Origin of the sequence: Micromonospora sp. ALFpr18c, from assembly GCF_008868155.1 — a bacterium.
In the GTDB taxonomy this organism is placed as follows: Bacteria; Actinomycetota; Actinomycetes; order Mycobacteriales; family Micromonosporaceae; genus Micromonospora.
In genome coordinates this window covers 1-25,828 of record NZ_WBKR01000048.1, presented here as the reverse complement: position 1 = coordinate 25,828, position 25,828 = coordinate 1, and the positions used below count along the sequence as shown (strand labels likewise).

Here is a 25,828-nt window from a genome sequence, read left to right as displayed (position 1 = left end):
TCAGGAGGCCGCGATGAGTCCGAAGGCCACACGGGGCGACGCGAGTGTGCGGAGCCTCGACGGAAAGGTCGAGGTTGTCGTCATCCCGGTGGCGGACGTCGACCGGGCGAAGGGGTTCTACGAGAGCATCGGGTGGCGACTCGACCAGACTCCGCCCGGCATCGTCCAGTTCACCCCGCACGGCTCCGCCTGCTCGGTGCAGTTCGGCGCCCAGCTCACGTCGGCGACACCCGGCTCGGCCACGACGTACCTGGTGGTGTCCGACATCGAGGCGGCGCGCGACGCCCTGGTCTCCGCCGGCGTCGAGGTGAGCGGCGTCTTCCACGTCAGCCCGGACGGGCCGGTCGACGGGCCGGATCCCGAGCGCCGCAGCTACTTCTCGCGCGCCACGTTCCACGACCCGGACGGCAACACCTGGCTCGTGCAGGAGATCACGAGCAGGCTCCCCGGCCGCGTCGAGGGAGGCCGGACGTCGTACACCTCCGACAGCGACCTGGCGAGCGCGCTGCGACGCGCGGCCGAGGCCCACGGCGAGCACGAGAAGCGCACCGGTACGAGGGACGACAACTGGCCCGACTGGTACGCGACGTACATGGTGAGCGAGCAGTCGGGGGCGAAGCTGCCCGAGTGACCCGTGCCGACGCGGCGGCGGTCAGGCGTCCTTGTCGGCGAGGTGCCAGATCTCCGGCACCGGAGTCCACCCGCCGTCCGGGCTCAGCGACTCCTGGCACGGCTCGGTCAACGTCCACCATTCCTGCGTCTGCGGGTCGGCGGCGATGCGTGCCTGGTCGGCCTCGTGGTCGTCGCCCACGTACTCGTAGTAGCCGAACAGCAGGTCGTCGTGGAGAAAGATCGTGAAGTTGCGCATGTTCGCCTGCCGCAGTGTCTCCTCGACGGCGGGCCAGACCGCGGCGTGCAGCCGTAGGTAGGTTTCCCGGTGCTCCGGTCGGAGCCGGATGACCATTCCGTGTCGCCGCATCTCACGCCTCCGCGATAGTCGCACCGGTGTCGCGTGGAGCCGCGACCACGCTCGTCCCGTCCGGCCGCCGCGACCATACCCACCCGCCCCTGGGACCGCTGAATCGGGTGAAGTATATCGATGCGAATCGTTTGACGTATGACGTTGTGAACGCTAACTTCTGACTCGCGGGTCGCGCGGGCCGCCGGGAGCCCGGATGCGCCGCCGCGCTCCGAACGGGCCCGGCCGCATCCCGCCCGCACCACACCCCCATGTGCTGACGCCACCACCGGACGCCGGCACACACACCAGGGCACGCGCGAGCGTTGCGCCCGTGGGTGACCCCGATCGAAGGAGTGGACCATGAAGTCCATCGCTGAGGCTCGTCCCGCCTCCGCACCGAGACACCGCTGGCGGTCGGCACTGGCCGCGGCGGCGGCCGCGGTCATGACCGCCGGCATGCTCGTCGCGGTCGACACGGCGCCCGCGGCGGCGGCCACCGTGGACACCAACGCCTGGTACGTGCTGGTGAACCGCAACAGTGGCAAGGTGCTGGACCTGTACGGATCGGCCACCAACGACGGTGCGCGGATCAGCCAGTGGACGCGCAACAACGGCGCGAACCAGCAGTGGCAGTTCGTGGACTCGGGCGGCGGCTACTACCGGTTGAAGTCCCGGCATTCGGGCAAGGTCCTCGACGTCAGCAACTTCTCGACCGCCGACGGCGGGGCGATCGTGCAGTGGGCCGACCTCAACGGCACGAACCAGCAGTTCCGGCTGGCCGACTCGGACGGCGGGTACGTCCGGCTCATCAGCCGGCACAGCGGCAAGGCCGTGGAGGTGCAGGGCGCCTCCACCGCCGACGGCGGAAACATCGTGCAGTACTCCGACTGGAACGGGACGAACCAGCAGTGGCAGCTCGTCCCCACCGACGGCGGGAACCCGCCACCGTCGGGCGGTAGTGGGTGCGGCAAGGCGCCGACGCTGTCCAGCGGCACGCACACGATCCAGAGCAACGGCAAGAGCCGGACCTTCATCCTGCGGGTGCCCACCAACTACAACAACAGCAACCCCTACCGGCTGATCTTCGCGTTCCACTGGCGGGGCGGCACCATGCAGGAGATCTCCTCCGGCGGCACCAGCGGAACCGCGTGGTCCTACTACGGGCAGCAGGAGCAGTCGAACAACAGCGCGATCCTGGTCGCCCCCCAAGGATTCGGCAACGGCTGGGGCAACTCCGGCGGCGAGGACATCACCTTCGTCGACGACATGATCAGCCGAATCGAGAGCACCCTCTGCGTCAACCCCAGGCAGCGCTTCGCCCTCGGGTTCAGTTGGGGTGGCGGCATGAGCTACGCGGTCGCCTGCGCGCGGCCCACCGTCTTCCGGGCCGTCGCGGTCATCTCCGGCGCGCAGATCAGCGGGTGCAGCGGCGGCACGCAGCCCATCGCGTACTTCGGGCTGCACGGCATCTCGGACAACGTCCTGAACATCTCCCAGGGGAGGGCGTTGCGCGACACGTTCGTCCGGAACAACGGTTGCACCACCCAGAACCCGCCCGAGCCGGCGGCGGGCAGCCGGGCGCACATCACGACCACCTACTCCGGCTGCCGGGCCGGGTACCCGGTGCAGTGGGCCGCGTTCGACAACGGCCACATGCCGGGACCGGTGGACGGAACCTACGCCGAGAGCGGCATCACGACCTGGACCAAGGGTGAGATCTGGAGGTTCTTCTCGCAGTTCTCGTGACGGCGGTTCGCGTCAGATGGCGGCGTCCGCTCCCGGGTCCGGGGGTGGGCGCCGCGTCGTCGTCGGCGAGGGTCAGCGTTGCAGGCGGACGGGCTTACCGCTGCGCCGGACCAGCCACGCCTCGGTGATGTGGGTGAACATCGCCGCGGCGGCGCCGTCCGGGTCGTGGGCGGCGATGCGCTCGTAGATGCGCCGATGCCCCTTGTTGGACGCCACGCACAGGGAGCGTTCGGTCCGGCCCATGTAGCGGGCCGTGTTGATGACCTGGCTCTCCAGCGCGCGGACGACGCCGCGGGCGATGCGGTTGCCGGACGCCTGCATGACCGTGTCGTGGAAGGCGCGGTCGTGCTCGTGGTAGGTCACGTGGTCGTCGACGAGCTCGTCCATCCGGTCCACCTGGGCGCGCAGCCGCTCGACGGTGTCGGCGTCGGCGAGGCGGGCGGCGACGTTCGCCATGTCGGACTCCAGCACCCGCCGGGTGACGACGAGGTCGTCGAGTATGGCGAGACTGTCGTCCACGGCGATGGTGGCCGCGAGGACGAGCTCGTCGAGCATGTCCCAGTGCGACTCCGGGGTGACCATGGTGCCGGCGCCCTGGCGGACCTGCACCAGACCCTTCTCCTGAAGGATCTTCACCGCCTCCCGGACGACGGTCCGGCTGACCGAGAACGTTTCGCACAGGACGGGCTCGGGGGGAAGGGACGTCCCAGACGGGTGTACGCCCCGGACGATGCGCTCCACCAGCTCGGCGGTGACCGCCCTGGCGAGGTTGGTCGGTCGACGCACCCACGCCGGGGTCACCGAGTTGTTCAGGGCTGTCTCCTGCGCTGGCGTCATGTCCCCCTCCGAATGACTCGCCGTGGCACGACGTCCGGATCAGTGTACGACCGAGTATTGACGTCACACGTCATACGAGTTACGTTCCGATCAACATTGGCTCGCGGGACGCCCGCCGGCCACCCCACTTTCAAAGGTGACAACCGATGAGACAGCGAGCAATATGGTCGGCCGTCCTCGTTGTGAGCCTGGCCTTGGCCGGCTGTGGAAGTGCCAGCGATTCGGGTAAGTCCACCAGCTCTGACGGCAAGCTGGTGGTATGGGACTTCAAGTCCGGTGAGGCGTTCGCCAAATCCTATCTGGACACAGCGAAGGCGGACTTCAAGAAGAAGCACCCCGATGTCACGGTCGAATTCGTCGCGCAGCCCTTCGATCAGTACTACACCCTGCTCGGCGCGGCGATCCAGTCCGGCAAGGGCCCGGACGTGATGATGTTCAACGGTGGGGGCCAGATCCGCGACCGGGTGGACGCGCTCGTGCCGCTCACCGACTACGTGGCCGAGGACAAGCAGCGGCTGGCCGGCTGGGACGCGTTCACCAAGGACGGCACGATCTACGGCGGCCCGGTGACGTTGCAGGGCTACCCCATCTACTACAACAAGACGGTCTACGAGAAGGCCGGCCTCGACCCGGCGAGCCCGGCGACCACGTGGGACAAGCTCGTCGCCGACTGCGCCGCCGTCGCCAAGGCCGGCGCCAAGTGCTTCGCCCTCGGCAACAAGGAGGGAGTCGGCATCCAGTTCTGGCTCTCCAGCCTGGGCTCGACCACCCTCACCGCCCAGGAGTACGACGCCTGGATCGCCGGCAAGCGCGACTGGAATTCGGCCAACGTCAAGCGGATCTTCCAGCTCTGGAAGGAGGCCGGGGACAAGAAGATGAACAGCGACGGTGCCAACTCGACCGCGATGTTCAACGACTCCTTCGCGTTCTTCCAGTCCGGCAAGGCCGCCCACGTCATGGGTCTCATGTCGGACGTCGGGCACTGGCAGGACTTCAACGAGTTCCTGACCCCGGAGAAGCTCGGCGTCATGAAGGCCCCGATCGTCACCGCCGGCACCACCCCGAGCCTCCCGTACGACGGGGGCATCGGCTACGCGGTCGCCAAGTGGACGAAGGACCCGAAGGTGGCCGCCGACCTGGTGCGTTCGCTGACGTCGACCGAGGCGCTCAACGCCTTCTACTCCGGCGCGGGCGCGATCGTCGCCGACACCACCATCGACGTGTCGCAGGCCGGCCCGGCCGCTGCCACGATCGTCAGCGAGTTGAAGAGCGGTAAGCCCGCCCTGCACGTGGCGCTCTCCTCGAAGACGATCGACCTGATGGGGCGCCTCTCGCAGCAACTGCTCAGCGGTTCGATCACCGTCGACGAGGTGGTGAAGCAGTTGGCCGCCTCCGATCAGGCGGGCTGAGCACGTGCCGATCGGAAACACTCGATCGTCGGTCCGTCCGGCTTCGGCCGGGCGGGCCGGCGGGCCGGGGGCCACCCCCGCCGCACATCGGGGTGGCGCACGTCCCCGGCGCACCGGTGGGGACCTGAGGGCCGAACGCCTCGCCCCCTACGTCCTGGTCGCCCCGGCCGTCCTGATCATCGTGCTGTTGCGGCTCTACCCGCTGATCCTCGGCGTCAACTTCTCCTTCACCGGCGACGGCGCGCAGAACGGGACGGCGGTCGGATTCGGCAACTACCGCGAGCTGTTCGGCGACGACCTGTTCCGGACCGCCCTGAGCAACGTCGGACTGCTGGTGGTGCTGCTTCCGGTGGCGGTGGCGATCCCCGGACTGCTCGCGACGTTCATCTACCTCCGGGTGCCCGGTCACCGCTTCTACCGCAGCGTCTACTTCTTCCCCGCGGTGCTGTCCCCGGTCATCGTCGGCGCGATCTTCAACCTGCTGCTCGCCTTCGACGGCCCCCTCAACGCCATCCTCGGCTCGTTCGGCGTCGGACCGGTGGACTGGCTCGGTGACCCGGACATCGCGATGTTCATGGTGGTCGGCGTGCACATCTGGGCCACCTTCGGCATGGCCCTGGTGGTGTTCCTCGCCGGCTTCGCCACTCTCGACGCGGCGCTCCTGGACGCCGCCCGGGTGGACGGCGCCTCGCTGCCCCAGGTCATCTGGCACGTGATCGTCCCGAGCCTCTCCCGCACCATCCAGTTCGTCTTCGTGACCACGATGATCGGCATGCTGACCTCGATGTTCGGCCTGCTCTTCGTCATGACCAACGGCGGGCCGGAGGGGTCGACGTACCTGCCGGAGTACTACATCTGGATCCAGCAGGGCCAGATGAACCGTCCGGCTCTCGCGTCGGCCGCGTCCACGATCCTCTTCGTGATCATGCTCGTGGTGGGGCTGTTGCAGATCAAACTGCTCGAACGATCGGGGAGGGAGGACTGATGTCCGGCCTGCGCCTGGGACGGTGGCTGATCGCCATCCCGATGTCGCTGCTCGCGCTGGCGACGATCTACCCCCTGCTGTTCACCGCCAACGTCGCGATGAAGACCCGGCGGGACTACATCCTCGACCGGTTCGGCCTGACCGACGCCCTGCGGTGGGAGAACATCGAAACGGCATGGACGAGCGTCGGCATGGGCCGCTACTTCGCCAACTCGCTGCTCGTGGTGACGTCGTCGGTGGTCCTGCTGCTCCTGTTCGGGTCGATGGCCGGATTCGCTCTGAGCCAGCTGCGGTTCCGCGGCTCGTCGGCGCTGTTCCTGGGCTGCCTCGCGGGACTCTTCATCCCGTTCCAGGTGATCATGGTGCCGCTCGCCCGGATCATGGCCGACACCGCGCTCATCGACACGTACCCCGGCCTGGTGCTCGTCTACGTGGCCCAGTTCCTGCCCTTCACCGTCTTTCTGATGACCAGCTACTACCGGGGCATCCCGAAGGAGATCGTCGACGCCGCGCGGATCGACGGCAACACCGTCTACGGCGTGTACCGGCGGATCATGCTGCCGCTGGGCACTCCGGCGCTGCTGTCGGTGGGCATCCTCAACGCCCTGTTCTGCTGGAACGACGTCCTCATGGCGCTGGTGATGATGCCCTCGGCCGAGCACCGGACGCTGATGATCGGGGTGACTTCGTTGCGCGGGCAGTACTCCGACAACATCCCGACCTTCGCCTCGGGAGTTCTGATCGCCGCGATACCCGTCCTGTTGGTCTACCTGTTCCTCCAGCGCCAAATCGCCGACGGTGTAGCCGCCGGTTCCACGAAGGGTTGACATGCGGATCATTGGATATCGGACACTCGCCACTGTCCAGGAATGGGGGCGGCCAGTCGGCGATGCCAACGGCGTCTTCGCCGACGGGGTGGTCCCGGTGTCGATCGTCATCGTCGAGACCGACGAGGGCATCTCGGGGGTCGGCCTCGGGCCACACGTCGAGATCGAGCGGATCTTCGCGGCCATCGAGGGCGAAGATCCCCGCGCCGTCACGACCCTCTACGACCGGATGCTGCGGCACACCTTCAAGGCCGGTCACGCGGGCCCGGTGTTCGGCACCATCGGCGCCCTGGACACCGCCCTGTGGGACATCAAGGCGCAGGCCGCCGGCGAGCCACTGTGGCGGCTGCTGGGCGGACGTGACCGGCTAGTCCCGGCCTACGCCTCCGGCCTGGACATCGGGCTCACCGACGACGAACTCGTCGCCGAGTACGAGGTCTACGCCAGTCACGGCCTGCGGGCCGCGAAGCTCAAGGGCGGTCTCGACATCGAGCGTGACCGGCACCGCCTCGGTCTGGTCAGGGACGTGTTGACCGAGGCCGGGCACGGGCTGCGGCCGGGTCTGATGCTCGACGTGAACGAGGCGTGGACCCGCAAGCAGGCCGTCCGGCACGTCAGCGAACTCGAACGGAGCCTGGACCTCATCTGGATCGAGGAGCCGGTCCGGCGCTGGGACGCCGAGGGGCACGCGACGGTCGGCCGGGGGATCTGCGCGTCGGTCGCCACCGGGGAGAACCTCACCGGGCTCGAACAGTACCGGCCGCTGATCGCCGCCGGCGCGGTCGACATCGTCCAGATGGCGGCCGTCTGGGGGGTCACCCACTTCCTGCGGACATCCGCCCTGGCGCACGCCTACGACCTGCCGGTCAGTCCGATCGGCAACAGCCCGGTCGGGTTGCTGCACGCCGCGACGTCGGTGCCGAACCACCTGACCAGCGAGTTGCAGGATCTGCATCCACCGGTCGGCGTCTCCATCGACCTGCACGTCGAGGATGGCGCGTTCGTCCTCGGCGACTCACCCGGACTGGGTGTGCGGGTCGACGAGGACCGGATCCGGACGGCCAACCGTCGCCCGCAGGTGCAGACGGCCGAGAGCCCCAACGTCCGGCCGGAGCGGGCCGGACGGCGGCTGCTGGCCGCCGTCGACGGCATCTCCGCCCGGAAGGTCCCCGTGGTGCCGTTGAACTCGCACCACGAGGTGTCGCCCACCGCGCGCCGCTGAGACGGCGTGAGCTGACCACCAGAACAGGGAGCGTGGGTGCCCCGCCACGGCGGTGTACCCACGACCACGCCCGGTCGGGACGAACGGCGTACCGACCGCCGAGACGGAGGATCGATGAAGGCAGTCGTCTACCGGGGGGCGCGGCACCTCGGGATCGAGGAACGTGACCCGGAAGCACCGGGGCGCGGCCAGGTGCGTATCGCGGTGGCCTACACCGGGATCTGCGGCACCGATCTGCACATCTACCACGGGGACATGGACGCGCGGGTCGGCGCGTCCGCGATCATCGGACACGAGATGTCCGGGCGGATCGCGGCCGTCGGCGAGGACGTCACCGGCTGGACCGTCGGCCAGGCCGTGACCGTGCTGCCGACCCGGCCCTGCGGACGGTGCGCCGCCTGCCGGCGCGGGCTCTCCCACATCTGCCACGACATGAACTTCCTCGGCATCGACTCGCCAGGGGCGATGCAGTCGTCCTGGACCGTGCCGGCGGATCTGGTCCTGCCGCTGCCCGCGGACCTGCCGCTCGACCACGCGGCGCTCGTCGAGCCGGTCGCGGTCGCGGTGCACGACGTCCGACGGGGCAACGTGACCGCCGACGACCAGGTCGTCGTGGTCGGTGGTGGACCGGTCGGGGTCCTCATCGCCACCGTCGCGCAGGGCCGCGGCGCGCGCGTGCTCCTCGTCGAACCGGACCCGTTCCGTCGCCAGGTGGCGGGCAGGATCGGGGTCGAGGCCGTCGATCCGGGTACGACCGACGTCGTGGCGCTGGTCAACGACCGGACCGACGGGGCGGGCGCCGATGTCGCCTTCGAGGTCTCCGGCTCCGCCCCGGGCGTCGCCACGGCGGTCGACGTCCTCACCACCCGGGGCCGGCTGGTGATGGTGGCGATCCATCCCAAGCCCCGCGAGGTCAACCTGCACCGGTTCTTCTGGCGTGAACTGGAGCTGCTCGGTGCCCGTCTCTACCAGCGCGACGACATGGTCCAGGCGATCCGGTTGGTCGCCTCCGGCGCCATCCCGGCGCGGGAGCTCATCTCCCGGGTCGAGCCCGTCGAGGCGGCCACCGCCGCGTTCACGGCGCTGGAGGGCGGCGGCGTGATGAAGGTGCTGCTCGATCTGCGGGAGGACAACCGGTGACGACACTCTTCGACCTGTCCGGACGGACCGCCGTCGTGACCGGGGCCCGGCGCGGCATCGGCCTCGCCATGGCCGAGGCGCTGGCCCGGGCCGGAGCCGACGTCGTCGGCGTCTCCGCGCACCTCGAAGCGGACGGAAGTGAGGTGGAACGCCGGGTGCGTGCCGCCGGCCGCCGGTTCACCGCCCTGCGGGCGGACCTGGGCGACCGGGCGGCCGTGCACCGGTTGGCCGCCGACCTCACCGCGCTCGGGCCCATCGACATCCTGGTGAACAACGGCGGCACGATCGCCCGTACCCCGGCCGTCGAGCACCCGGACGAGATGTGGGACCACGTCATCGAGGTCAACCTGAGCAGTCAGTTCGTGCTGAGCCGGGAGATCGGCCGGACGATGGTCGAGCGCGGCCACGGCAAGATCATCTTTACCGCGTCGCTGCTGAGTTTCCAGGGCGGCATCACCGTCCCCGGCTACGCCGCCTCGAAATCGGGCGTTGCCGGGCTCACCAGGGCGCTGGCGAACGAGTGGGCGGCACACGGCGTGAACGTCAACGCCATCGCCCCCGGCTACATCGCCACCGACAACACCCAGGCACTGCGCGACGATCCCGACCGTGAACCAGCGATCCTCGCCCGGATCCCGGCCGGCCGATGGGGTCGCGCCGACGATCTCGGCGGTGCCACCGTGTTCCTGGCATCGGCCGCGTCGGACTACGTCAACGGCGTCGTGCTGCCCGTCGACGGCGGCTGGCTCGGCCGATGACGGCCGGGCAGGCACCCGGGCGGGCCGGGATCGTCGACGCGCACCACCACCTCTGGGTCCGGGCGCGGCACCCGCAGCCGTGGATCGACCCCGTGACCATGGCGGCCATCGACGCCGACTTCGAGCCCGTCGACCTCGCGCCGCTGGCCCGGGCGGCCGGGGTCACCGCGACCGTCGTCGTGCAGTCCATCGCCTCGCAGGCGGAGACGGTGCACCTGCTGGGCGTCGCCGCCGACGACAGCCTCGTCCAGGGGGTGGTCGGCTGGGTGGACCTGACGGCCGACGACACCGCCGAGCGCATCGCGCGCCTGCGGGCCGCGCGGGGCGGCGACCGCCTCGTCGGCATCCGGCACCTCGTGCAGGGCGAGACCGACCCGGCGTACCTGGACCGCCCGGACGTCCGCCGGGGGATCGCGGCGGTGGGAGCCGCCGGCCTCGTCTTCGATCTGCTGGTCCGCCAGCACCAGCTCCCCATGGCCACGCGGCTGGTGTACGACCTGCCGGAGGTCAGCTTCGTCCTCGACCATCTGGGCAAGCCCGCGCTGGGCCGTCCGGAGCTGACGGAGTGGATCGGAGACCTGCGGGCGTTTGCGGCCTCGCCCAACACGACGGCGAAGCTCTCCGGCCTGGTGACCGAGGTGGAGCGGTCACACTGGACGACGGACGACCTCAGACCGGCCGTCGACCACGCGCTCGACGCGTTCGGACCGGACCGGCTGATGTTCGGCTCCGACTGGCCGGTGTGCCTGCTCGCCAGCTCGTACCAGCGGTGGGTGGACGCGCTGACGGAGATGGTGGGCGGCCGCCACGGGAGTGACCGGGCCGGGATCTGGGGCGACACGGCGCGTCGCGTCTACGGGTTGACCGCGCCGTGAGATCGCCGACGCTTCCGCGTCGCCTGCGGCTACGGTGACGCCCCGGTCGGGACCGGCTCCGATCGTCGGACACCGGCCCCGACCGGGGCGTCGTCACCGCGGTGGTCGCGGTTGCGTCACACCTGGGTGAACCGCCACTGCTGGTTGGTGGCACTGTGGCAGGTCCACTGCAACAGTCGTGCGCCGTCGGTGGTGGCGGCACCGTTGACGTCCACGCAGAGCCCGCTCAGCACGTTGCGCACCGTGTAGACCCCGGACGTCCCCGTGGCCGTCGCGGTGAACTTCTGCTGGTTGCTGTTGTTGCAGGTGGCCTGCTGGAGGAAGGCACCCGCCGCGGTGGAGCCGCCGATCACCTCGACACACTTGCCGCTGTGCACGGCCTTGAGGTAGACCGCGCCGCTGCCCGCGTCGACGGCCTGCCACTTCTGGTTGTTGCCACCGGTGGCCGCCCACTGGTTGATCTGGGCGCCGTCGGCGGTGGAGACGCCGCTGACGTCCATCAGCTTGCCACTGTGCTGCGCGGTGAGCGTCCAGGTCTTCCCCGCCACACCGGTGCCGGTGCCGGGCACGCCGACGCCGGCACCCCCGAAGGTGTGCGAGTCGAGGTCGAACCAGTTGTTGCCGCTGCCCTTGAACACCATGTAGAGCGTCTGCGTTCCGCCGATGGCGGAGACGCTCACCGGTGCCGTGGACTGGTAGTTGTCCCAGCCGCCGGTGCTGGGCACGGGTGTGGTGGCGAGCAGGGTGCCGGTCGGCGAGCCGGCGCGCAGCTCGATCGAGCCGCCACCGGATGGGGACGACAGCCGGTAGCTGACCGTGGAGATGCCCGACAGGTTCATCGGGTTGAACGCGATCCAGTCGTTGTTGGAGATGTCACCGACGCGCTTGGTGCTCTCCGCGGCCGCCTGGTCGACGACGCGGATGCCCGACTGGCTGCTGAAGTACTCGGACTGCTTGTGCTTGGGCTGAAGGATCGCCTGCGCGGTGCCGGTGAGTGGGGCCGCGCCGCCCGCGCCACCGCTGTCGGTGTAGCGCGCGTTCAGCACGTAGAACAGGTTGGCGCCGTCCGGGTGCCCGCCGAGCAGGTCCGTGGAGATGGTGCCGGAGCAGCCCGGATACTCGGTGGTCTCGTGCGCGTGGTCGTCGTGCCCCAGCGCCGGGTTGAGGACCACCTTCGAGCAGTCGACCGTTCCGCCGTCCGGGTCGGTGACGGTGATCTGGTACGACACCCGGTCGCCGAAGGTGAGCATGCCGCCGTTGCCCGGTGTGGTGATGGTGACCACCGGCGCGCTGTTGCCGACGGTGATCTGGACGTTGGCGAAGCCGGTCTTGCCGGTGTTGTCGGTGACCTTCAGCTGCGCCGTGTAGTTGCCGTTGGCGGTGTACACCTTCGACGGGTTGGCGGCCGTCGAGATGGTGCCGTCGCCGAACGTCCACAGGTAGCTCAGGGTGTTGCCCGGGTCCGGATCGGCCGTGCCGGCGCTGCTGAACTGGACGGTGAGTGGCGCGGTGCCGCTGGTGGGTGTGCCGGTGGCCTTGGCGATCGGCGACCGGCCGCCCTGGATGTAGTCGATCCGGTAGAGCCCGGAGTCGCTGTTGCCGCCGCCGAAGTTGGTGCCCCACTCCAGCAGGTAGAGCGAGCCGTCCTTGCCGAACTCCATGTCCATCGGCTTGTTGAACCCACCACCCGGCAGGAACGGGTTGGTCCGGGTCACCGCTGTGGCCGAGTCGAAGTGCACCTCCTTGATGTAGCTGCGCGACCACTCGTAGAAGAAGTGCACGCCGTCGTAGTAGGGCGGGAACTTCGTCGCGGACGGGTTCGCCGCGTCGTACCGGTAGACCGGCCCGCCCATCGGCGCGGAGCCGCCGGAGCCGAGCTCCGGGAAGGTCGGTGAGGTGCCGTAGCCGTACCACATGTTCGGTGCGACGACCGGCTTCAGGCTGGTCAGACCGGTGTTGTTGGGCGAGTTGTTGACCGGTGCGTTGCAGTTGAACTTCGCGCCGACGACACCGGTGTCCGGGTTGAACGGCGCGTAGGGCTGGTTGTCGCCGTGGCAGAACGGCCAGCCGTAGTTGCCGGCTGACTTGATCACGTTGAGTTCGATCAGGCCCTCGGGGCCCCGGTTGGTGGTGGGCGGGTTGCGGTCCGGCCCGTAGTCGGCCAGGTAGACCCAGCCGTTGGCCGGGTCGATCGAGAAGCGGAACGGGTTGCGGAAGCCCATCGCGTAGACCTCCGGACGGGTCTGCGCCGTGCCCTGGGGGTACAGGTTGCCCGTCGGGATGGTGTAGCCGCCACTGGCCGAGGGACGGATCCGCAGCAGCTTGCCGCGCAGGTCGTTCGTGTTGCCGGCGCTGCGGGCGGCGTCGAGGTTGGCCTTGCCGGAGCGCCAGTCCAGCGGGGCGTAGCCCTGCCAGTTGGGGTCCAGGTTCGGCGGCGTGTCGTCCCCGGTGCCGATGTAGAGGTTGCCGTCCGGGCCGAAGTCGATGTAACCGCCGGTGTGCCCGGGCTCCGGGAAGGTCCGGTCACGGTACGCCGGGATGTCGATGATGGTCACACCGCTGGACAGGTTCAGCGTGTCGCCGCTGAGGGTGTAGCGGGAGACCCGGTTGACGTCGGTCGTACTGCTCGCCGGCGAGTGGTACAGGTACACGTACCCGTTGCTGGCGAAGTTCGGATCCAGCGCCATGCCGGTGAGGCCGTCCTCGCCTCCGGTATAGACACTCAGCGTGGCCGCGGTGACGGTGCTGTTGGTGGAGGGCTTGAAGATCTTCACCTGTCCGCCGCGCTGGACGTAGATGACCCGTCCGTCCGGCGCCACGGCCAGTGCCATCGGGTCGACGGTGTTGTCGTCGAGGGTGCGCTTCTCGAAGTTGCCCCACACGGTGCCGCCGCAGTCGCCGGGGACGTTGCCGGCGGCCCACCGGACGCCACCCAGGACGTGGTTGCGGAAGTTCGTCTCGCTGTACGACTCGATCGCGTGGCCCATCGCGGTGGCCCACACCCGTCCGCCGCCGGTGTTGCGGCACCAGGAGATCGGGTGGTCCGGGCCCATCGCCCGGGATCCGGGGTTGTAGGTGCGCTCGTCGGCGGTCACCAGCACGTGCACGTTGCCGCGCGGGTTGGTGTCGAAGTTGTACCACTCCTCGCTGCGGCTCCAACGGTCCGGCAGGCCGGCCGTCGACGGGTGCTGCTTGTCGGCGACGATGGCGGTGCCGGCCAGCACGCCGGGGGAGTGCTCGGGCATGTGGGCGCCGCCGTTGACGGTCTGGTCCCACCACGGATATTCGGACTCGATGCCCATGTCGGTCGCGTTGTGCACGCCGACGATGCCCTTGCCGCTGGCCAGGTAACCCTCCACGGCCTGGCGCTGGGCCGCCGACGTCCAGACCATGCCGGAGGTCTGGAACATGATGATGACGTCGAAGGTCGCGAGGTTGGCCGGGGTGAAGACGCTCGCGTCCTCGGTCGCCACCAACTCGAAGTTGTTCGCCGCCGCCTGTTGCTGGAACATGCTGATCCCGGCGGGGATCGAGTCGTGCCGGTAGCCGGCGGTCTTGGTGAACAGCAGGGCGCGGAAGGCCGGGGCCGCCGACGCTGGCGGGGCGAGTCCGAGCGCCAGTAACAGGCCGGTGATCACTGCCATGATCAATGTGTTGCGACGCATGCCGTCTCCTCAATTGGGCGAGCACCTACGAGTGCGACCACGGACCCCGCGGGTGCGTCGGGTTGTGCCCGTACGCAGGCGGGGAACGAGTGCGCTGGTCTGTCCTCGTGCCGTTCGCCGAAACGGCAGTCAGACCCGCAGGACGTCACACAGCGTGATGTCGGCTGTGGTTCTCGTCCCGTGGTCCACGAGGCCAGGATGAGCTAGTAATAGATGAGTGTCAATGAATGGAGTGACGTCCGACGTCGTGCCCGGTTGACGTCGCACGCGATCGACCCGATCGCAGCGGTGCCACTGTCGATCGAGTGACGGCCCTGGCAATCAGCCCCGGTCGAGGATTGCGGACCCGCATCCAAACATCTATCTTCATACGTGTGATGTTTCGTCGATGTCAAGGGAATGTTCGCAACGCGCGAACATAAGTCTCTGTCGATGGCTACGAAAGTTCGCCGTGCGATGCCTCGGACCCGCCGGACCGCGGTGCTGGAACCTGTCGATAACTACTATCTGTGAGGGTTGTTGGATGTCAGACCCACGGCCGGCGCCGCTGCTCACGCTGCGGGGCATCGGCAAGTCCTTCCTCGGGGTACGCGTTCTCGACGGCGTCGACCTCGATGTCGTGCCGGGCGAGGTCCACGCCGTCGTCGGTGAGAACGGCGCCGGGAAGTCGACGCTCATGAAGATCGTGTCGGGCGGGTACGTCCCGGACGAGGGCACCGTCGAACTCGCCGGTGAGCCGCGCGTGTTCCGTGGCCCGCGCGACGCGCAGCGGGCCGGGGTCGGCATCATCCACCAGGAGTTCAACCTCCTGCCCGAGCGCACCGTCGCGGAGAACGTCTACCTGGGGCACGAGCCGGTCCGCCGGGGGTTGGTCGACCGTCGGGCGATGCTCGACCGCACCAGCCGACTGCTCGCCTCGATCGGCGAGACCACCCTGCCGGCCGACGCCCGGGTGGGGCGGCTCGGCGTCGCGCAGCAGCAGGTCGTCGAGATCGCCAAGGCGCTCGCCCTGGACGCACGGCTGCTCATCATGGACGAGCCGACCGCGGCGCTGGCCGACCACGAGGTCGAGCTGCTCTACGGGCTGGTGCGCCGGCTCCAGGAGCGGGGCATCGGCCTGCTGTACGTCTCACACCGGCTCACCGAGGTCTTCGACCTGTCCGGCCGGATCACCGTCCTCAAGGACGGCCGGCGGGTCACCACGGTGGACACCGCGGACACCACCGCCGACGAGTTGGTGCGGCACATGGTCGGCCGGGAGCTGTCCAGCTACTACCCGGACCGGGCGGCCCCCGAGGACCGGGGGCCGGTGCGGCTCAACCTTCGCGACGTGGGCAACCGGAAGCTGCGGGACGTCAATCTCCAGTTGCGCGCCGGCGAGGTGCTCGGCATCGGCGGCCTCCAGGGCTCCGGACGGTCCGCGCTGGCCCGTGCGATCTTCGGAGTGTCGCCGTTCACGACCGGCGACGTCACGCTCGACGACCGGCCGGTTCGACTGCGCTCACCCCGCACCGCGATGCGGGCCGGCATCGCCTACGTCACCGAGGACCGCAAGGGTGAGGGGATCGTGCCCCGGCAGTCGGTGCTCGACAACGCGCTGCTCGCCAGCCGGGCCGTCTTCGCGGCCCGCTCCGGTCGCGCCGCCCGCACGCTTCGAGCGCGTGAGCTGCTCGCCGCCGTGGAGATCCGGGGTGCCGGCGACGACCAGGAGATCCGCTTCCTCTCCGGCGGTAATCAGCAGAAGGTCGTCCTGGCTCGCTGGCTCGCGCTCAACCCGCGGATCCTGCTCTTCGACGAGCCGACCCGGGGCATCGACGTCGGCGCGAAGTCGGCCATCCACGATCTCGTCCGCCGCCTCGCCCGCGACGGCGCGGCGGTGTTGATGATCTCGTCCGACCTGCCCGAGCTGTTGGGGATGAGCGACCGGATCGTCGTCATGCGCGACGGCCGGGTCGCCGGCGAGCTGCCCGCCGGCGCGACCGAGGAGGAGGTCGTCGCCCTGGCGGTCGGCACCGTACGAGAGGCTGCCGCGTGAGCGCGAGGAGTGAGCCGGGTCTGCGAGCCCCGCAGTCGCGAACGGAGATGTTTCGGTGACCGCCCTGTCGCTTCTGCCGGCCCGGCGTCCCGTACCGGGGGTGTTCGTGGCTTTGGCCCTCACCCTCGCGATCGGTTGGCTGGTCGTCCTGGTCGACGGCGGTCAGCTCTTCAACCAGTCCACGACGGTGAGTCTGCTGCACGTCGCCGCCGGTCTCGGGCTCGTCGCCGTCGGCCAGACCCTGGTCATCCTCGGTGGTTCGCTCGACCTGTCGGTGGCGTACGTGATCAGCCTCAGCACACTCGTCGCCGCCGAGACGATGAACGGCAGCGACGGCGCGGTGCTGCCGGCGATGGGCCTGGCGCTGGCCGTCAGCGCCGGCGTCGGGCTGCTCAACGGGCTGTTCGTCACCAAGCTCCGGGTCAACGCGTTCATCGCGACCCTCGGCGTCGGGCTGCTGCTCAAGGGATACCTCGACAACGGCTACGACGGCCCGGCCGGCACCACGTCGCCCACGCTCGTGCGGTCTCTCGGCTATCAGCGCGTCGGACCGGTGCCACTGTCGTTCCTGCTGCTGGTCGTGGTGACCGGGGCGGTCTGGTTCGTGCTCACGCGGACCCGCTTCGGTCACCATCTGGTCGCCGTCGGCGGGGATCCGGAGGTGGCTCGGCTCTCCGGTGTCCGCAACGACCGGATCCTCGTCACCGCCCACGTGTTGTGCTCGATGTGCGCCGGACTGGCGGGCATCTACCTCGCCAGTCGGCTCGGGTCGGGCGCGCCCCGGGTGGGCACCGAGGGCCTCTACGACCTGGAGTCGATCGCCGCGGTGGTGATCGGGGGGACCGCTCTTGCCGGTGGGCGCGGCGGCGTCGTCGGCACGGTCGGCGGGGTGCTGCTGCTCGCCAGCATCGACGCGATCTTCAACCAGCTTGAGGTCGACGCCTTCTTCAAGCAGGTGATCCGGGGCGCCATCATCATCGCCGCGGTCGCCGTCTACGCCCGCCGGGCCGTGCGAAAGGCGGCTGCCTAGTCATGCAGAGCGTTCAGCGCCGTACGCTGCCGCTGCGGCTGTCGCGGGTCCGTCCGGGGGGCGTCCTGCCGATCCTCACGATTCTCGCGGTGCTGCTGGTGCTCGTCGGCGTCCGGCAGCCCGACTTCCTGGCCCCGCCGTCGCTGATCTCCTTCCTCGGCCGTTCGGCGCCGATCATCCTGCTCGCCGCCGGCCAGTACTTCGTGATCGTCTCGGGCGAGTTCGACCTCTCGGTCGGCTCGTTGGTGACCGCTCAGGTGGTCGTGGCGGCCCGGCTGATCGACGGCGACCCGGCGCGTACGTGGCCGGTGGTGCTGCTCCTGCTCGCCTTCGGCGTGGTGGTCGGGCTGGTCAACGGTCTGATCACCACGCGACTGCGGGTGCCGTCGTTCATCACCACCCTCGGCATGTTCCTGATCCTCGTCGGCGCGGTGTACCTGTGGTCCGACGGTGCCCCGAAGGGTGGCCTCTCCGAGGAGTTCCGGCGCTTCGGCCGACGGGCCGTCGAGGACGTGCCGCTGCTCGGCCGGGTGCCGTACGCGCTGCTGGTCCTGCTGGTCCTCGCGGCGCTGGCCGTGCTGGTGATGCGCTCGGACTTCGGCCGGACGCTGCTCGCGGTCGGCGACAACCCGCGCACCGCCGAGCTGAGCGGGGTACGCGTCTGGCGTACCCGGACGATGGCCTTCATCCTCAGCGGCCTCGCGGCGGCGGTGGCGGCGATCCTCCTGGGCGGCTACAGCGGCGTGTCGTTCCAGGCCGGCGCGGGCCTGGAGTTCGGCGCCATCACCGCGGTCGTCCTCGGTGGTGTCGCGCTGGGTGGGGGTCGCGGCTCGGTCGTCGGCGCGATGCTCGGCGCGCTGACCCTCGAACTGCTGTTCGCCCTCATGAATTTCTACGGCGTCTCCGGCGCCCTCAGGTCGACCGTCCAGGGCGCGATCATCCTGCTCGCCGTGGCGGTCTCGGCAGCGCGTTCTTCGTCGAGATAAGGGGAACCATAGTGCGACGTTCCATGGCGGCGCTGGCCGCCTTCACCCTGCTGTCGCTCACCGCCTGCGCCACCGACGAACCGGCCGCGGGCCCCTCGGGCAGCGCCTCCGCCGCCGGTTCGGGCACCGGTGAGCAGTCGAAGTTCTTCGTCCAGGCCGACTACGACGGCGAGCTGGCGCTGCTCGACGCGGCACCGACGGGCCCGGCCGACAAGCCGTGGGAGCAGGTGCTCAACCCGACGATGGTGGACACCGCCACGTTCAAGAAGAACGGTCCGTACAAGATCTGCTTCTCGAACGCGGCGCTGAACAACCCGTGGCGGCAGGTCGGGTTCAAGACCATGCAGGCCGAGGTCGAGGCGCAGAAGAGCCGCATCAAGGAGTTCGTGCACGTCGACGCCGAGGGCAAGGACCAGAAGCAGATCGCGGACATCAACGACCTGCTCGGCAAGGGTTGCGACGCGCTCATCGTCTCGCCGAACACCACCGCCACGCTCACCCCGGCCGTCGAGGCGGCCTGCCAGGCCGGGCTGCCGGTCATCGTCTTCGACCGTGGTGTCAACACGAAGTGTCCGGTGACGTTCATCAACCCGATCGGCGGGTACGGGTTCGGCCACGTCGGCGCCGAGTTCGTCAGCCAGAAGATGAAGCCCGGCGGCAAGGTCCTCGCCCTGCGGATCCTGCCCGGCGTCGACGTCCTGGAGACCCGCTGGTCGGCGGCGAAGGTGGCGTTCGACAAGGCGAAGGTGGACGTCGTCGGCGTCGAGTTCACCGACGGCGACCCGGCCAAGACCAAGAAGATCGTCGACGACTACCTCCAGCGGTACGGCACCATCGACGGCGTCTGGATGGATGCCGGAGCGGTGGCCGTCGCGGCGGTCGAGGCGTTCCAGGACGCCGGCAAGCCCGTGCCACCGATCAACGGCGAGGACCAGCTCGACTTCCTGAAGGTCTGGAAGGACAAGAACCTCACCGCGATCGCGCCGACCTACCCGACCTACCAGTGGCGTACGCCGATCATCGCCGCGCTGCGGATCCTGGACGGGCAGCAGGTGTCCAACCCGTGGAAGCTGCCGCAGCCGACCATCACCCAGGACAACCTGGACCGGTATCTCGACGCGAACATGCCGCCACTGCACTACGCGATGTGCGGCTGCACCGACCTGCCCGGTTATCCCCAGCGCTGGAAGTAGGGCCGCGGTGTACGCCATCGGCGTCAACCCCTGGGTCTGGGTCTCGCCGGTCGACGACGAGGCCCTCGCCGAGCTGATCCCACGGATCGCCGCGTTCGGCTTCGACGCGGTCGAACTGCCGATCGAGCAGCCCGGCGACTGGGATCCGATCCGTACCCGGGATCTGCTCGCCGCGCACGGCCTCGCCGCGGCCGGCGTCTGCGCGGTCACCCCGCCCGGGCGGGACCTGGTGGACGCCGCACCGGCCGTCGTGGAGTCGACCGTCGCGTACCTCATGGGGTGTGTGGCGAGCGCGGCGGCCGTCGGCGCGCCGTGCGTCGGCGGTCCGGTGTACGCCTCCGTCGGCCGCACCTGGCGGATGTCGCCGACGGCTCGCGCGGCCTGCTACGCGGAGTTCCGGCGGGCTCTGGCGCCGGTGGCCGAGCAGGCGGGGGAGTCCGGCGTGAGCATCGGTGTCGAGGCGTTGAACCGCTACGAGACGAGCGTCGTCAACACGATCGAGCAGACGGTCGAGCTGATCGACGGCCTACCGCCCAACGTCGGCATCATGATCGACACCTATCACCTGAACATCGAGGAGGCCGACCCCTACGCGGCCCTCTCCGTCGCCGGCGGGCACATCAAGCACGTCCAGGTCAGTGGCACCAACCGGGGTGCTCCCGGTTCGGATCACTTCGACTGGCCCCGGTTCTTCACCGTCCTGCGCGACACCGGCTACCGGGGTGCGGTCTGCATCGAGTCGTTCACGGCGGAGAACGAGACCATCGCGACCGCCGCGGCGATCTGGCGGCCATTGGCCCCCTCGCAGGACCGTCTCGCCACCGACGGCCTGCGCTACCTGCGGGAGGTGCTCACCTGACCTCCCGCCGAGCGCCGACCCCGCCTCGTTGAGGCGTTCCACCACCGCCCCCTCATGTCAGGAGCACCGTCCCGTGTCCTCGCCCATTCCGCCGCCGCGCCGGCTGCTGGCCGGCGCCGCCGCGACAGCGGTCACCGCCCTGGTCGCGGTGACCGCCTCGGCGTCCCCGGCTCTCGCGGCCACCACCACCCTCTACGCGTCACCCTCCGGCTCCGGCACCACCTGTTCCGCCAGCCAACCGTGTTCGCTGAGCGCCGCCCAGACCGCGGTGCGAGGAATCAACAGCTCGATGTCCGGCGACATCGTCGTGGAGTTGGCGAACGGCGCCTACCGGCTCTCGTCGCCGATGCGGTTCACCGCGGCCGACTCGGGCACCAACGGCTACCAGGTGATCTGGCGGGCCGCCGCCGGCGCCCGTCCGACGATCACCGGTGCCCGGGCCGTCACCGGCTGGACGCTCGTCGACTCCGGGAAGAACATCTGGCGGGCCACCGTGCCCGCCGGGCTCGACTCCCGTCAGCTCTACGTCAACGGGGCCGTCGCCACCCGCGCGCGTACCGCCGTCAACCGTGCCGACTTCACCTTCACCACGACCGGCATGCGGTTCAGCAACAGCGCGCTCAGCTACCTCAACAACCTCGGCAACCAGAACCGGGTCGAGGTGGAGAGCGTCGGCTCGTTCACCGACCGGTACTCGCCGGTGCAGAGCATCAGCGGGAACGTCCTGACGATGCAGCAGCCCGCCTGGAACAACAACACCTTCGGGTTCGACACCCTGTCCCGTCCGCACCGCGCGGGTCCGTTCTACCTGGCCAACGCGTACGAGTTTCTCGACTCGCCGGGGGAGTGGTATCTCAACCCGGGCACCGGCCAGCTCAACTACATCCCGCTCGCCGGGCAGAGCATGAGCTCGGTCAGCGTGGAGCTGCCGCAGCTGCAGTCCCTGGTCAACGTCGGCGGCACCTACGACGCGCCCGCGCACCACATCTCGTTCAGCGGAATCACGTTCACCGGCACCAGCTGGCTCGGCCCCAGCAGCAGCAACGGTTTCGCCGACCAGCAGACCGGCGCGCACATCACCGGCACCTGGGCCCGCCCGTCCGACGCGCTGACCTCCTGCCAGGAGGGCTGCCCGCTGTTCGAGGCCACCCGGCCGAGCTGGAACCAGATGCCCGCCGCCGTGCAGGTCTCCGCGGCCAACACCATCAGCTTCAGTGACTCCCAGTTCGTCAACCTCGGGCAGACGGCCATCGGCATCGGCAACGACGCCAACGCCCACGCCAGCGGCGTCGGCCTGGGCGCCAGCGCCATCACCGTGACCCGCTCCGAGATCGCCCGCAACTCCGCCGGTGGCATCGTGGTCGGCGGCGTGCGGGCCGACGCCCACCACCCTGCTGACCAGCGGATGGTCAACCGCAACATCACGATCAGCAACAACCGGGTGCACGATCTCGGCCTGGAGTACCGAGGTGTCGTCTCGATCCTGACCACCTACGTGAACACCTCGCTGGTCTCGCACAACGAGGTCTACAACATGCCGTACACCGGTCTGTCGGTCGGCTACGGCTGGGGCGCCAACGACGCCGGCGGTAGCCAGCACTACGCGAACCGGGGCCTGTACAACTACCAGCCGCGCTACACGACGGCCACCACCGCGGCCAACAACCAGGTCATCGGCAACTACGTACACGACGTGATGCAGCAGATGACCGACGGTGGGTGCATCTACACGCTGTCGGCGAACCCGGGCGGGACCATCAACGAGAACTACTGCCTGCGGACCAACGGCTGGTTCGGGCTCTACTTCGACGAGGGATCCCGCTACTACACCGCCCGCAACAACGTGTTCTCCTCCACCGGCACCTGGGCCACCGCCAACTACTGGTACGCCGAGAACATGGGCAACTTCACCGTCACCAACAACTGGTCGACCAACGGCAGCACGAACGTGACCAACGGTGATCGCGGCAACGTCGTCAACGGCAACGTGACGGTCAGCGGCGGTTGGCCGTCGGGCGCGCAGACGGTGATCAACGCCGCCGGCGTGCAGAGCGGCGGCAGCACCAACCCGCAGAACGTGCAGCTCGTCGGCGTGCAGTCGGGTCGCTGCGCCGAGATCGGCGGCTCCAGCACCACCAACGGTACGCAGGCCCAGCTCTGGGACTGCATCAGCGGCGCCACCAACCAGCGGTGGACCTCCACCGCCAGCCGGCAGCTCATGGTCTACGGCACCAAGTGCCTGGACGCCTCCGGCCAGGGCACCAGCAACGGCACCACGGTGGTGATCTGGGACTGCAACGGCCAGGCCAACCAGCAGTGGACCATCAACGCCAACGGCACGATCACCGGTGTGCAGTCGGGTCTGTGCCTGGACGCGAACGGTGCCGCCACGGCGAACGGCACGAAGCTCATCCTCTGGTCGTGCAACGGCGGAACGAACCAGCAGTGGCAGGTGCGTAGCTGAGCCGGGGGACGCCCGCCCGGCGCACGCCGGGTGGGCGTCCCGCCTATCCGCCGACCGGTGTCGCGCCGGCGGCAGCCGGGGGCCACGGACAACCCGGTGTCGGCCCGATACCGCACCGAGATGGGGTCGGTCAGTTCGCCGACGATCGACCAACGGCAGCAGGGGACGCGGTCGGCGGCGGCGATCCCACCGGCGGCCCCGAGCGCCACCAGGAGCAGGGGACGGTCCGGACCGCGGAGCGTGCGGCTGTCCTCCGTCAGGCGCTCAACGGGCCCGCTTCGTCGCCCGTTTGCGCGGCGGCGTCAACAGGTCGGCGATCGCCGCGATCGCGGACGGCACCAGGCTGTAGTACGCCCAGACGCCGCGCTTCTCGCGTTCGATCAGGCCAGCCTCGGTGAGGATCCGGAGGTGATGGCTCACGGTCGGCTGAGAGAGGCCGAGCGGTGCGGTGAGGTCACTCACCGACGCCTCCCCCTCCGGAGCGGACTGGATCAGGCTCAGAAGTCGCAGCCGGGCCGGGTCGGCGAGTGCTTTCAGCACCCCCGCCAGTCGCTCGGCGTCGACGCGCTTGATCGGCTCGCCGACCAGCGGCGAGATAGCAGGCATATCGGTTTTCGCAGCTCCCACGTCCCCCATGGTCCCACCAACACCACGAATAGATCGGTGGAACCGCCACCTCTACCCCGAAGGCGTCATTCGGCGCTGTCCATGTCGGCCACGAGGCCCGCGTGGGGCGCCGACCGGTACGGACGGCCGATGGACTTGTCGTCACGATCCGTGGCCCGGAACCTGTAGCATGCGGCGGACGACGGGCGGCAGCCGGAGCGCGGCTCTGGTACGACTCGCCGCGCGACTCCGCCGGACGGGGCGGCCGCGGCGCCGGTCCGGCCGTGGTCGGAGTGAGAGAGGAACCTGCTCGGCGTGTTCCAGGAACCGGACCGGAGCCAGATGACCGGCGGAAGCTCAATCAACGGGGTACGCGGCGGCGGGTCCGCCGCCGACCCACCGGAGGCGTGGGACGGGGAACTGGCCAGGGCGGTGCGGCGGGTCGCCGTCGTGCGTACCGGGTTCTACGTCGTCGTGCTGTTGATCGCCCTCGGCGGTCAGGTGTCCGGCGCGATGGAACGACTCGACATGCCGTGGTACGTCGCCCTGCCCGCCGTCGGCGCGCTCGAGCTGGGTGGCGTGGTGGTGCTGGCGAACGCCGACCTGCGCCGCCGGCTCGGCGAACAGGCGATCCTGTCCCGTGTGTTGTCGGCCGGCATCGCCGTCGCCGCCGTCGCCTTCAACTGGCTGGCGCACAGCAACCACCTCGAAGGCGGCTTCTACGCGGGCATGTCCCTGCTCGGTTATCTGGTGTGGCTGATGAACACCGAGAACCAGCGGCGGGACCGGCTGCGCGCCCGGCGGCAGTTGCCACCCACGACGCCGGCGTACGAACCGGTCGGGCACTGGTTGCGCCACCCGTGGCTGACCCGTCGTGCCCGCTCGCTGGCCAAGGCCGACTACGGCCTCGGCCTGTACGGCTCGCTCGACGCCGCCCGCGCGCAGATCCGCGCCGAACGGCGGCAGGCCGCGCTCAGCAAGGTGCTGCACCGCAAGATCACCCGAGCGTTGGACGCCACCACCGCGGACATCGCCGTGGCGGTGTACGACCTCGACGAGATCGCCCGGCGGCTGGCCGAGCACGCGGACTACGACGGGCTCACCGCGCTGATCGCGGCCGATCTGGCACCCGCGCGGGTGCTGGCCGGAAACCTGCCGAAGCACGGCCGTCGGCGGCGGTGGCGCCGGTCCCGGCAACCCGACCCGGTCGCACTGGCATCGGCGGCGCGGCTGCTCGCCGACGCCCCGGAGCGGCTGCTTCCTCGCGCCCCCGAGCCGCCCACGGCCACGACCCTCGAACCTGGCACGCCCTCCGCGCCGGTGGTTCGCCCCGCCACCCCGACGGCGGTCGCGAGCGCCGCTGCCGTGCCGCCCGCGGACACCGTCGAGCCTCTGCAGCCCACCGAGCCGACGGCGGACGGCGTCGAGCGACCGCCGGCGCGGCGGTCCCGGTCGACGTCGGACCGCGGCGCTCAGCAGACGACACGCGCCGACACCACGGAACGGACCGCGTCGGCCGCCGACCAGGCCGACCCACCCCGCGCTTCGGACTGGGCCGCGCTGCACGCGGAACTCGCCCCGCTCCTGCCGGCGGCCGCCCCGCGCAGAGCCACGCGCACGACAGCGGATCGACCCGACGCCACCCGAGCGGAGACGCCGTCGGCGACGGACGCTCCGGTGGCCCTGGTGGACCCGTCCGCCACGGTGCGGCCCGCGACGACGCGCGGCGCCGCAGCGCCGCGAACCGCGACCGGACGGGCACGGGTGGCCCGGGTCGCCGACCCGGCGGGGGAGGCGGGACCGCTCGCCGCGCACACCCGGGAGCTGCCCCTGGTGGTCGGGCGGGACCTGCCGGATCTCGTGGACGCCGCGGCGAGCCGGGTCACGCCACCCGGTGCGGCCATCGACGCCGGGGAAGGGGCCACCGAGCAGCGACCAGTGTCGCGACCCCGGCAGCGCCGGCGCGACGACGCGGAGCCGCGAGCGGGGGCGGGGGCGGAGACGGTGCGACGTCGGTCCAATTCCAACACCGAGTCGGCTGAGGTCGGGCGCCCCTGAGCGACAGCTCGGGGCGAGCAACCCCACTTCGGGTACGCGGTGCTTAGTGGTCCGAGCCGGAAGTCCGTCGGGGGTTGATGGGTGACGGGTGCGGTCAGGGTCCGGGTGTGATGGTGCCGATGTGGATGTCGTAGACGAAGTCGAAGGCCTCTTCAGGACTGCCGGTGAGCCA

Annotated in this window: 20 protein-coding genes; 16 read left to right on the top strand and 4 right to left on the bottom strand. The window is 69.9% G+C overall.

Features of this window, described 5'->3' with window-relative positions; translation table 11 throughout:
- The first annotated feature begins 13 nt into the window (after positions 1–13).
- A complete protein-coding gene (locus F8271_RS11750; protein ID WP_151489724.1) occupies positions 14–631 on the top strand; it encodes a VOC family protein in 618 nt (205 codons plus the stop codon).
- A gap of 21 nt (positions 632–652) precedes the next feature.
- On the opposite strand, the gene F8271_RS11745 is transcribed toward F8271_RS11750, so the two are convergent.
- Positions 653–979, bottom strand: a complete 327-nt coding sequence (locus tag F8271_RS11745; protein WP_151489723.1) for an L-rhamnose mutarotase — start codon at positions 977–979, stop codon at positions 653–655.
- 342 nt (positions 980–1,321) lie between these two features.
- On the opposite strand from F8271_RS11745, the gene F8271_RS11740 reads away from it, so the two are divergent.
- Positions 1,322–2,707 (top strand): RICIN domain-containing protein, encoded by a 1,386-nt coding sequence (locus tag F8271_RS11740; protein WP_151489722.1) that lies wholly within the window; start codon positions 1,322–1,324, stop codon positions 2,705–2,707.
- A 72-nt stretch (positions 2,708–2,779) separates the two neighbouring features.
- Here F8271_RS11740 and F8271_RS11735 read toward each other — a convergent pair whose 3' ends face one another.
- A complete protein-coding gene (locus F8271_RS11735; RefSeq protein WP_151489721.1) occupies positions 2,780–3,544 on the bottom strand; it encodes a FadR/GntR family transcriptional regulator in 765 nt (254 codons plus the stop codon).
- Between the two features lie 146 nt (positions 3,545–3,690).
- On the opposite strand from F8271_RS11735, the gene F8271_RS11730 reads away from it, so the two are divergent.
- The 7 genes from F8271_RS11730 to F8271_RS11700 all read left to right on the top strand — a co-directional run bounded on the left by F8271_RS11730 (position 3,691) and on the right by F8271_RS11700 (position 10,760).
- On the top strand, positions 3,691–4,953 hold the full coding sequence (locus tag F8271_RS11730; RefSeq protein WP_151489720.1) for an ABC transporter substrate-binding protein: 1,263 nt from the start codon (positions 3,691–3,693) through the stop codon (positions 4,951–4,953).
- Between the two features lie 4 nt (positions 4,954–4,957).
- Positions 4,958–5,938 (top strand): carbohydrate ABC transporter permease, encoded by a 981-nt coding sequence (locus tag F8271_RS11725; RefSeq protein ID WP_192580253.1) that lies wholly within the window; start codon positions 4,958–4,960, stop codon positions 5,936–5,938.
- Positions 5,938–6,765: a carbohydrate ABC transporter permease gene (locus F8271_RS11720; RefSeq protein ID WP_151489719.1), complete on the top strand. Its 828-nt coding sequence runs from the start codon at positions 5,938–5,940 to the stop codon at positions 6,763–6,765. Before F8271_RS11725 ends, F8271_RS11720 begins: the two co-directional genes overlap by 1 nt.
- Before the next feature lies 1 nt (position 6,766).
- Positions 6,767–7,987 carry a mandelate racemase/muconate lactonizing enzyme family protein gene (locus F8271_RS11715; RefSeq protein WP_151489718.1) on the top strand — a complete coding sequence of 407 codons (1,221 nt, stop codon included), beginning with the start codon at positions 6,767–6,769 and terminating at the stop codon, positions 7,985–7,987.
- Between the two features lie 114 nt (positions 7,988–8,101).
- Positions 8,102–9,127: a zinc-binding dehydrogenase gene (locus tag F8271_RS11710; protein ID WP_151489717.1), complete on the top strand. Its 1,026-nt coding sequence runs from the start codon at positions 8,102–8,104 to the stop codon at positions 9,125–9,127.
- Complete coding sequence (gene kduD / locus F8271_RS11705) at positions 9,124–9,885, top strand: 2-dehydro-3-deoxy-D-gluconate 5-dehydrogenase KduD (protein ID WP_151489716.1); 762 nt, start codon at positions 9,124–9,126, stop codon at positions 9,883–9,885. Before F8271_RS11710 ends, kduD begins: the two co-directional genes overlap by 4 nt.
- Positions 9,882–10,760: an amidohydrolase gene (locus tag F8271_RS11700; RefSeq protein WP_151489715.1), complete on the top strand. Its 879-nt coding sequence runs from the start codon at positions 9,882–9,884 to the stop codon at positions 10,758–10,760. Before kduD ends, F8271_RS11700 begins: the two co-directional genes overlap by 4 nt.
- Positions 10,761–10,876: 116 nt before the next feature.
- On the opposite strand, the gene F8271_RS11695 is transcribed toward F8271_RS11700, so the two are convergent.
- On the bottom strand, positions 10,877–14,425 hold the full coding sequence (locus F8271_RS11695; RefSeq protein WP_151489714.1) for a ThuA domain-containing protein: 3,549 nt from the start codon (positions 14,423–14,425) through the stop codon (positions 10,877–10,879).
- Positions 14,426–14,948: 523 nt separating this feature from the next.
- Here F8271_RS11695 and F8271_RS11690 point away from each other — a divergent pair.
- The 6 genes from F8271_RS11690 (at position 14,949) to F8271_RS11665 (ending at position 22,992) form a co-directional block, all read left to right on the top strand.
- Complete coding sequence (locus F8271_RS11690; protein ID WP_151489713.1) at positions 14,949–16,460, top strand: sugar ABC transporter ATP-binding protein; 1,512 nt, start codon at positions 14,949–14,951, stop codon at positions 16,458–16,460.
- Between the two features lie 55 nt (positions 16,461–16,515).
- On the top strand, positions 16,516–17,490 hold the full coding sequence (locus F8271_RS11685) for an ABC transporter permease (protein ID WP_151489712.1): 975 nt from the start codon (positions 16,516–16,518) through the stop codon (positions 17,488–17,490).
- Positions 17,491–17,492: 2 nt separating this feature from the next.
- Positions 17,493–18,476 carry an ABC transporter permease gene (locus F8271_RS11680; protein ID WP_192580252.1) on the top strand — a complete coding sequence of 328 codons (984 nt, stop codon included), beginning with the start codon at positions 17,493–17,495 and terminating at the stop codon, positions 18,474–18,476.
- A gap of 11 nt (positions 18,477–18,487) precedes the next feature.
- On the top strand, positions 18,488–19,669 hold the full coding sequence (locus F8271_RS11675) for a substrate-binding domain-containing protein (protein ID WP_225854441.1): 1,182 nt from the start codon (positions 18,488–18,490) through the stop codon (positions 19,667–19,669).
- Positions 19,670–19,676: 7 nt separating this feature from the next.
- Positions 19,677–20,528, top strand: a complete 852-nt coding sequence (locus F8271_RS11670) for a sugar phosphate isomerase/epimerase (protein WP_151489711.1) — start codon at positions 19,677–19,679, stop codon at positions 20,526–20,528.
- 73 nt (positions 20,529–20,601) lie between these two features.
- Complete coding sequence (locus F8271_RS11665; protein ID WP_225854439.1) at positions 20,602–22,992, top strand: RICIN domain-containing protein; 2,391 nt, start codon at positions 20,602–20,604, stop codon at positions 22,990–22,992.
- Between the two features lie 264 nt (positions 22,993–23,256).
- Here the strand turns inward: F8271_RS11665 and F8271_RS11660 are convergent, their stop codons facing one another.
- Complete coding sequence (locus F8271_RS11660; RefSeq protein WP_151489731.1) at positions 23,257–23,598, bottom strand: helix-turn-helix transcriptional regulator; 342 nt, start codon at positions 23,596–23,598, stop codon at positions 23,257–23,259.
- Positions 23,599–23,913: 315 nt separating this feature from the next.
- On the opposite strand from F8271_RS11660, the gene F8271_RS11655 reads away from it, so the two are divergent.
- Positions 23,914–25,656: a hypothetical protein gene (locus F8271_RS11655; RefSeq protein WP_151489710.1), complete on the top strand. Its 1,743-nt coding sequence runs from the start codon at positions 23,914–23,916 to the stop codon at positions 25,654–25,656.
- Positions 25,657–25,828: the final 172 nt, after the last annotated feature.

What these genes read in the sequence shown, in the direction of transcription:
- F8271_RS11690 (WP_151489713.1), top strand. Translation starts at nt 14,949, where the DNA reads ATGTCAGACCCACGGCCGGCGCCGCTGCTCACGCTGCGGGGCATCGGC.
- F8271_RS11695 (WP_151489714.1), bottom strand. Translation starts at nt 14,425, where the DNA reads ATGCGTCGCAACACATTGATCATGGCAGTGATCACCGGCCTGTTACTG.
- F8271_RS11710 (WP_151489717.1), top strand. Translation starts at nt 8,102, where the DNA reads ATGAAGGCAGTCGTCTACCGGGGGGCGCGGCACCTCGGGATCGAGGAA.
- F8271_RS11680 (WP_192580252.1), top strand. Translation starts at nt 17,493, where the DNA reads ATGCAGAGCGTTCAGCGCCGTACGCTGCCGCTGCGGCTGTCGCGGGTC.
- F8271_RS11730 (WP_151489720.1), top strand. Translation starts at nt 3,691, where the DNA reads ATGAGACAGCGAGCAATATGGTCGGCCGTCCTCGTTGTGAGCCTGGCC.
- F8271_RS11715 (WP_151489718.1), top strand. Translation starts at nt 6,767, where the DNA reads ATGCGGATCATTGGATATCGGACACTCGCCACTGTCCAGGAATGGGGG.
- F8271_RS11745 (WP_151489723.1), bottom strand. Translation starts at nt 979, where the DNA reads ATGCGGCGACACGGAATGGTCATCCGGCTCCGACCGGAGCACCGGGAA.
- F8271_RS11735 (WP_151489721.1), bottom strand. Translation starts at nt 3,544, where the DNA reads ATGACGCCAGCGCAGGAGACAGCCCTGAACAACTCGGTGACCCCGGCG.
- F8271_RS11750 (WP_151489724.1), top strand. Translation starts at nt 14, where the DNA reads ATGAGTCCGAAGGCCACACGGGGCGACGCGAGTGTGCGGAGCCTCGAC.
- F8271_RS11700 (WP_151489715.1), top strand. Translation starts at nt 9,882, where the DNA reads ATGACGGCCGGGCAGGCACCCGGGCGGGCCGGGATCGTCGACGCGCAC.
- F8271_RS11740 (WP_151489722.1), top strand. Translation starts at nt 1,322, where the DNA reads ATGAAGTCCATCGCTGAGGCTCGTCCCGCCTCCGCACCGAGACACCGC.
- F8271_RS11660 (WP_151489731.1), bottom strand. Translation starts at nt 23,598, where the DNA reads ATGCCTGCTATCTCGCCGCTGGTCGGCGAGCCGATCAAGCGCGTCGAC.
- F8271_RS11720 (WP_151489719.1), top strand. Translation starts at nt 5,938, where the DNA reads ATGTCCGGCCTGCGCCTGGGACGGTGGCTGATCGCCATCCCGATGTCG.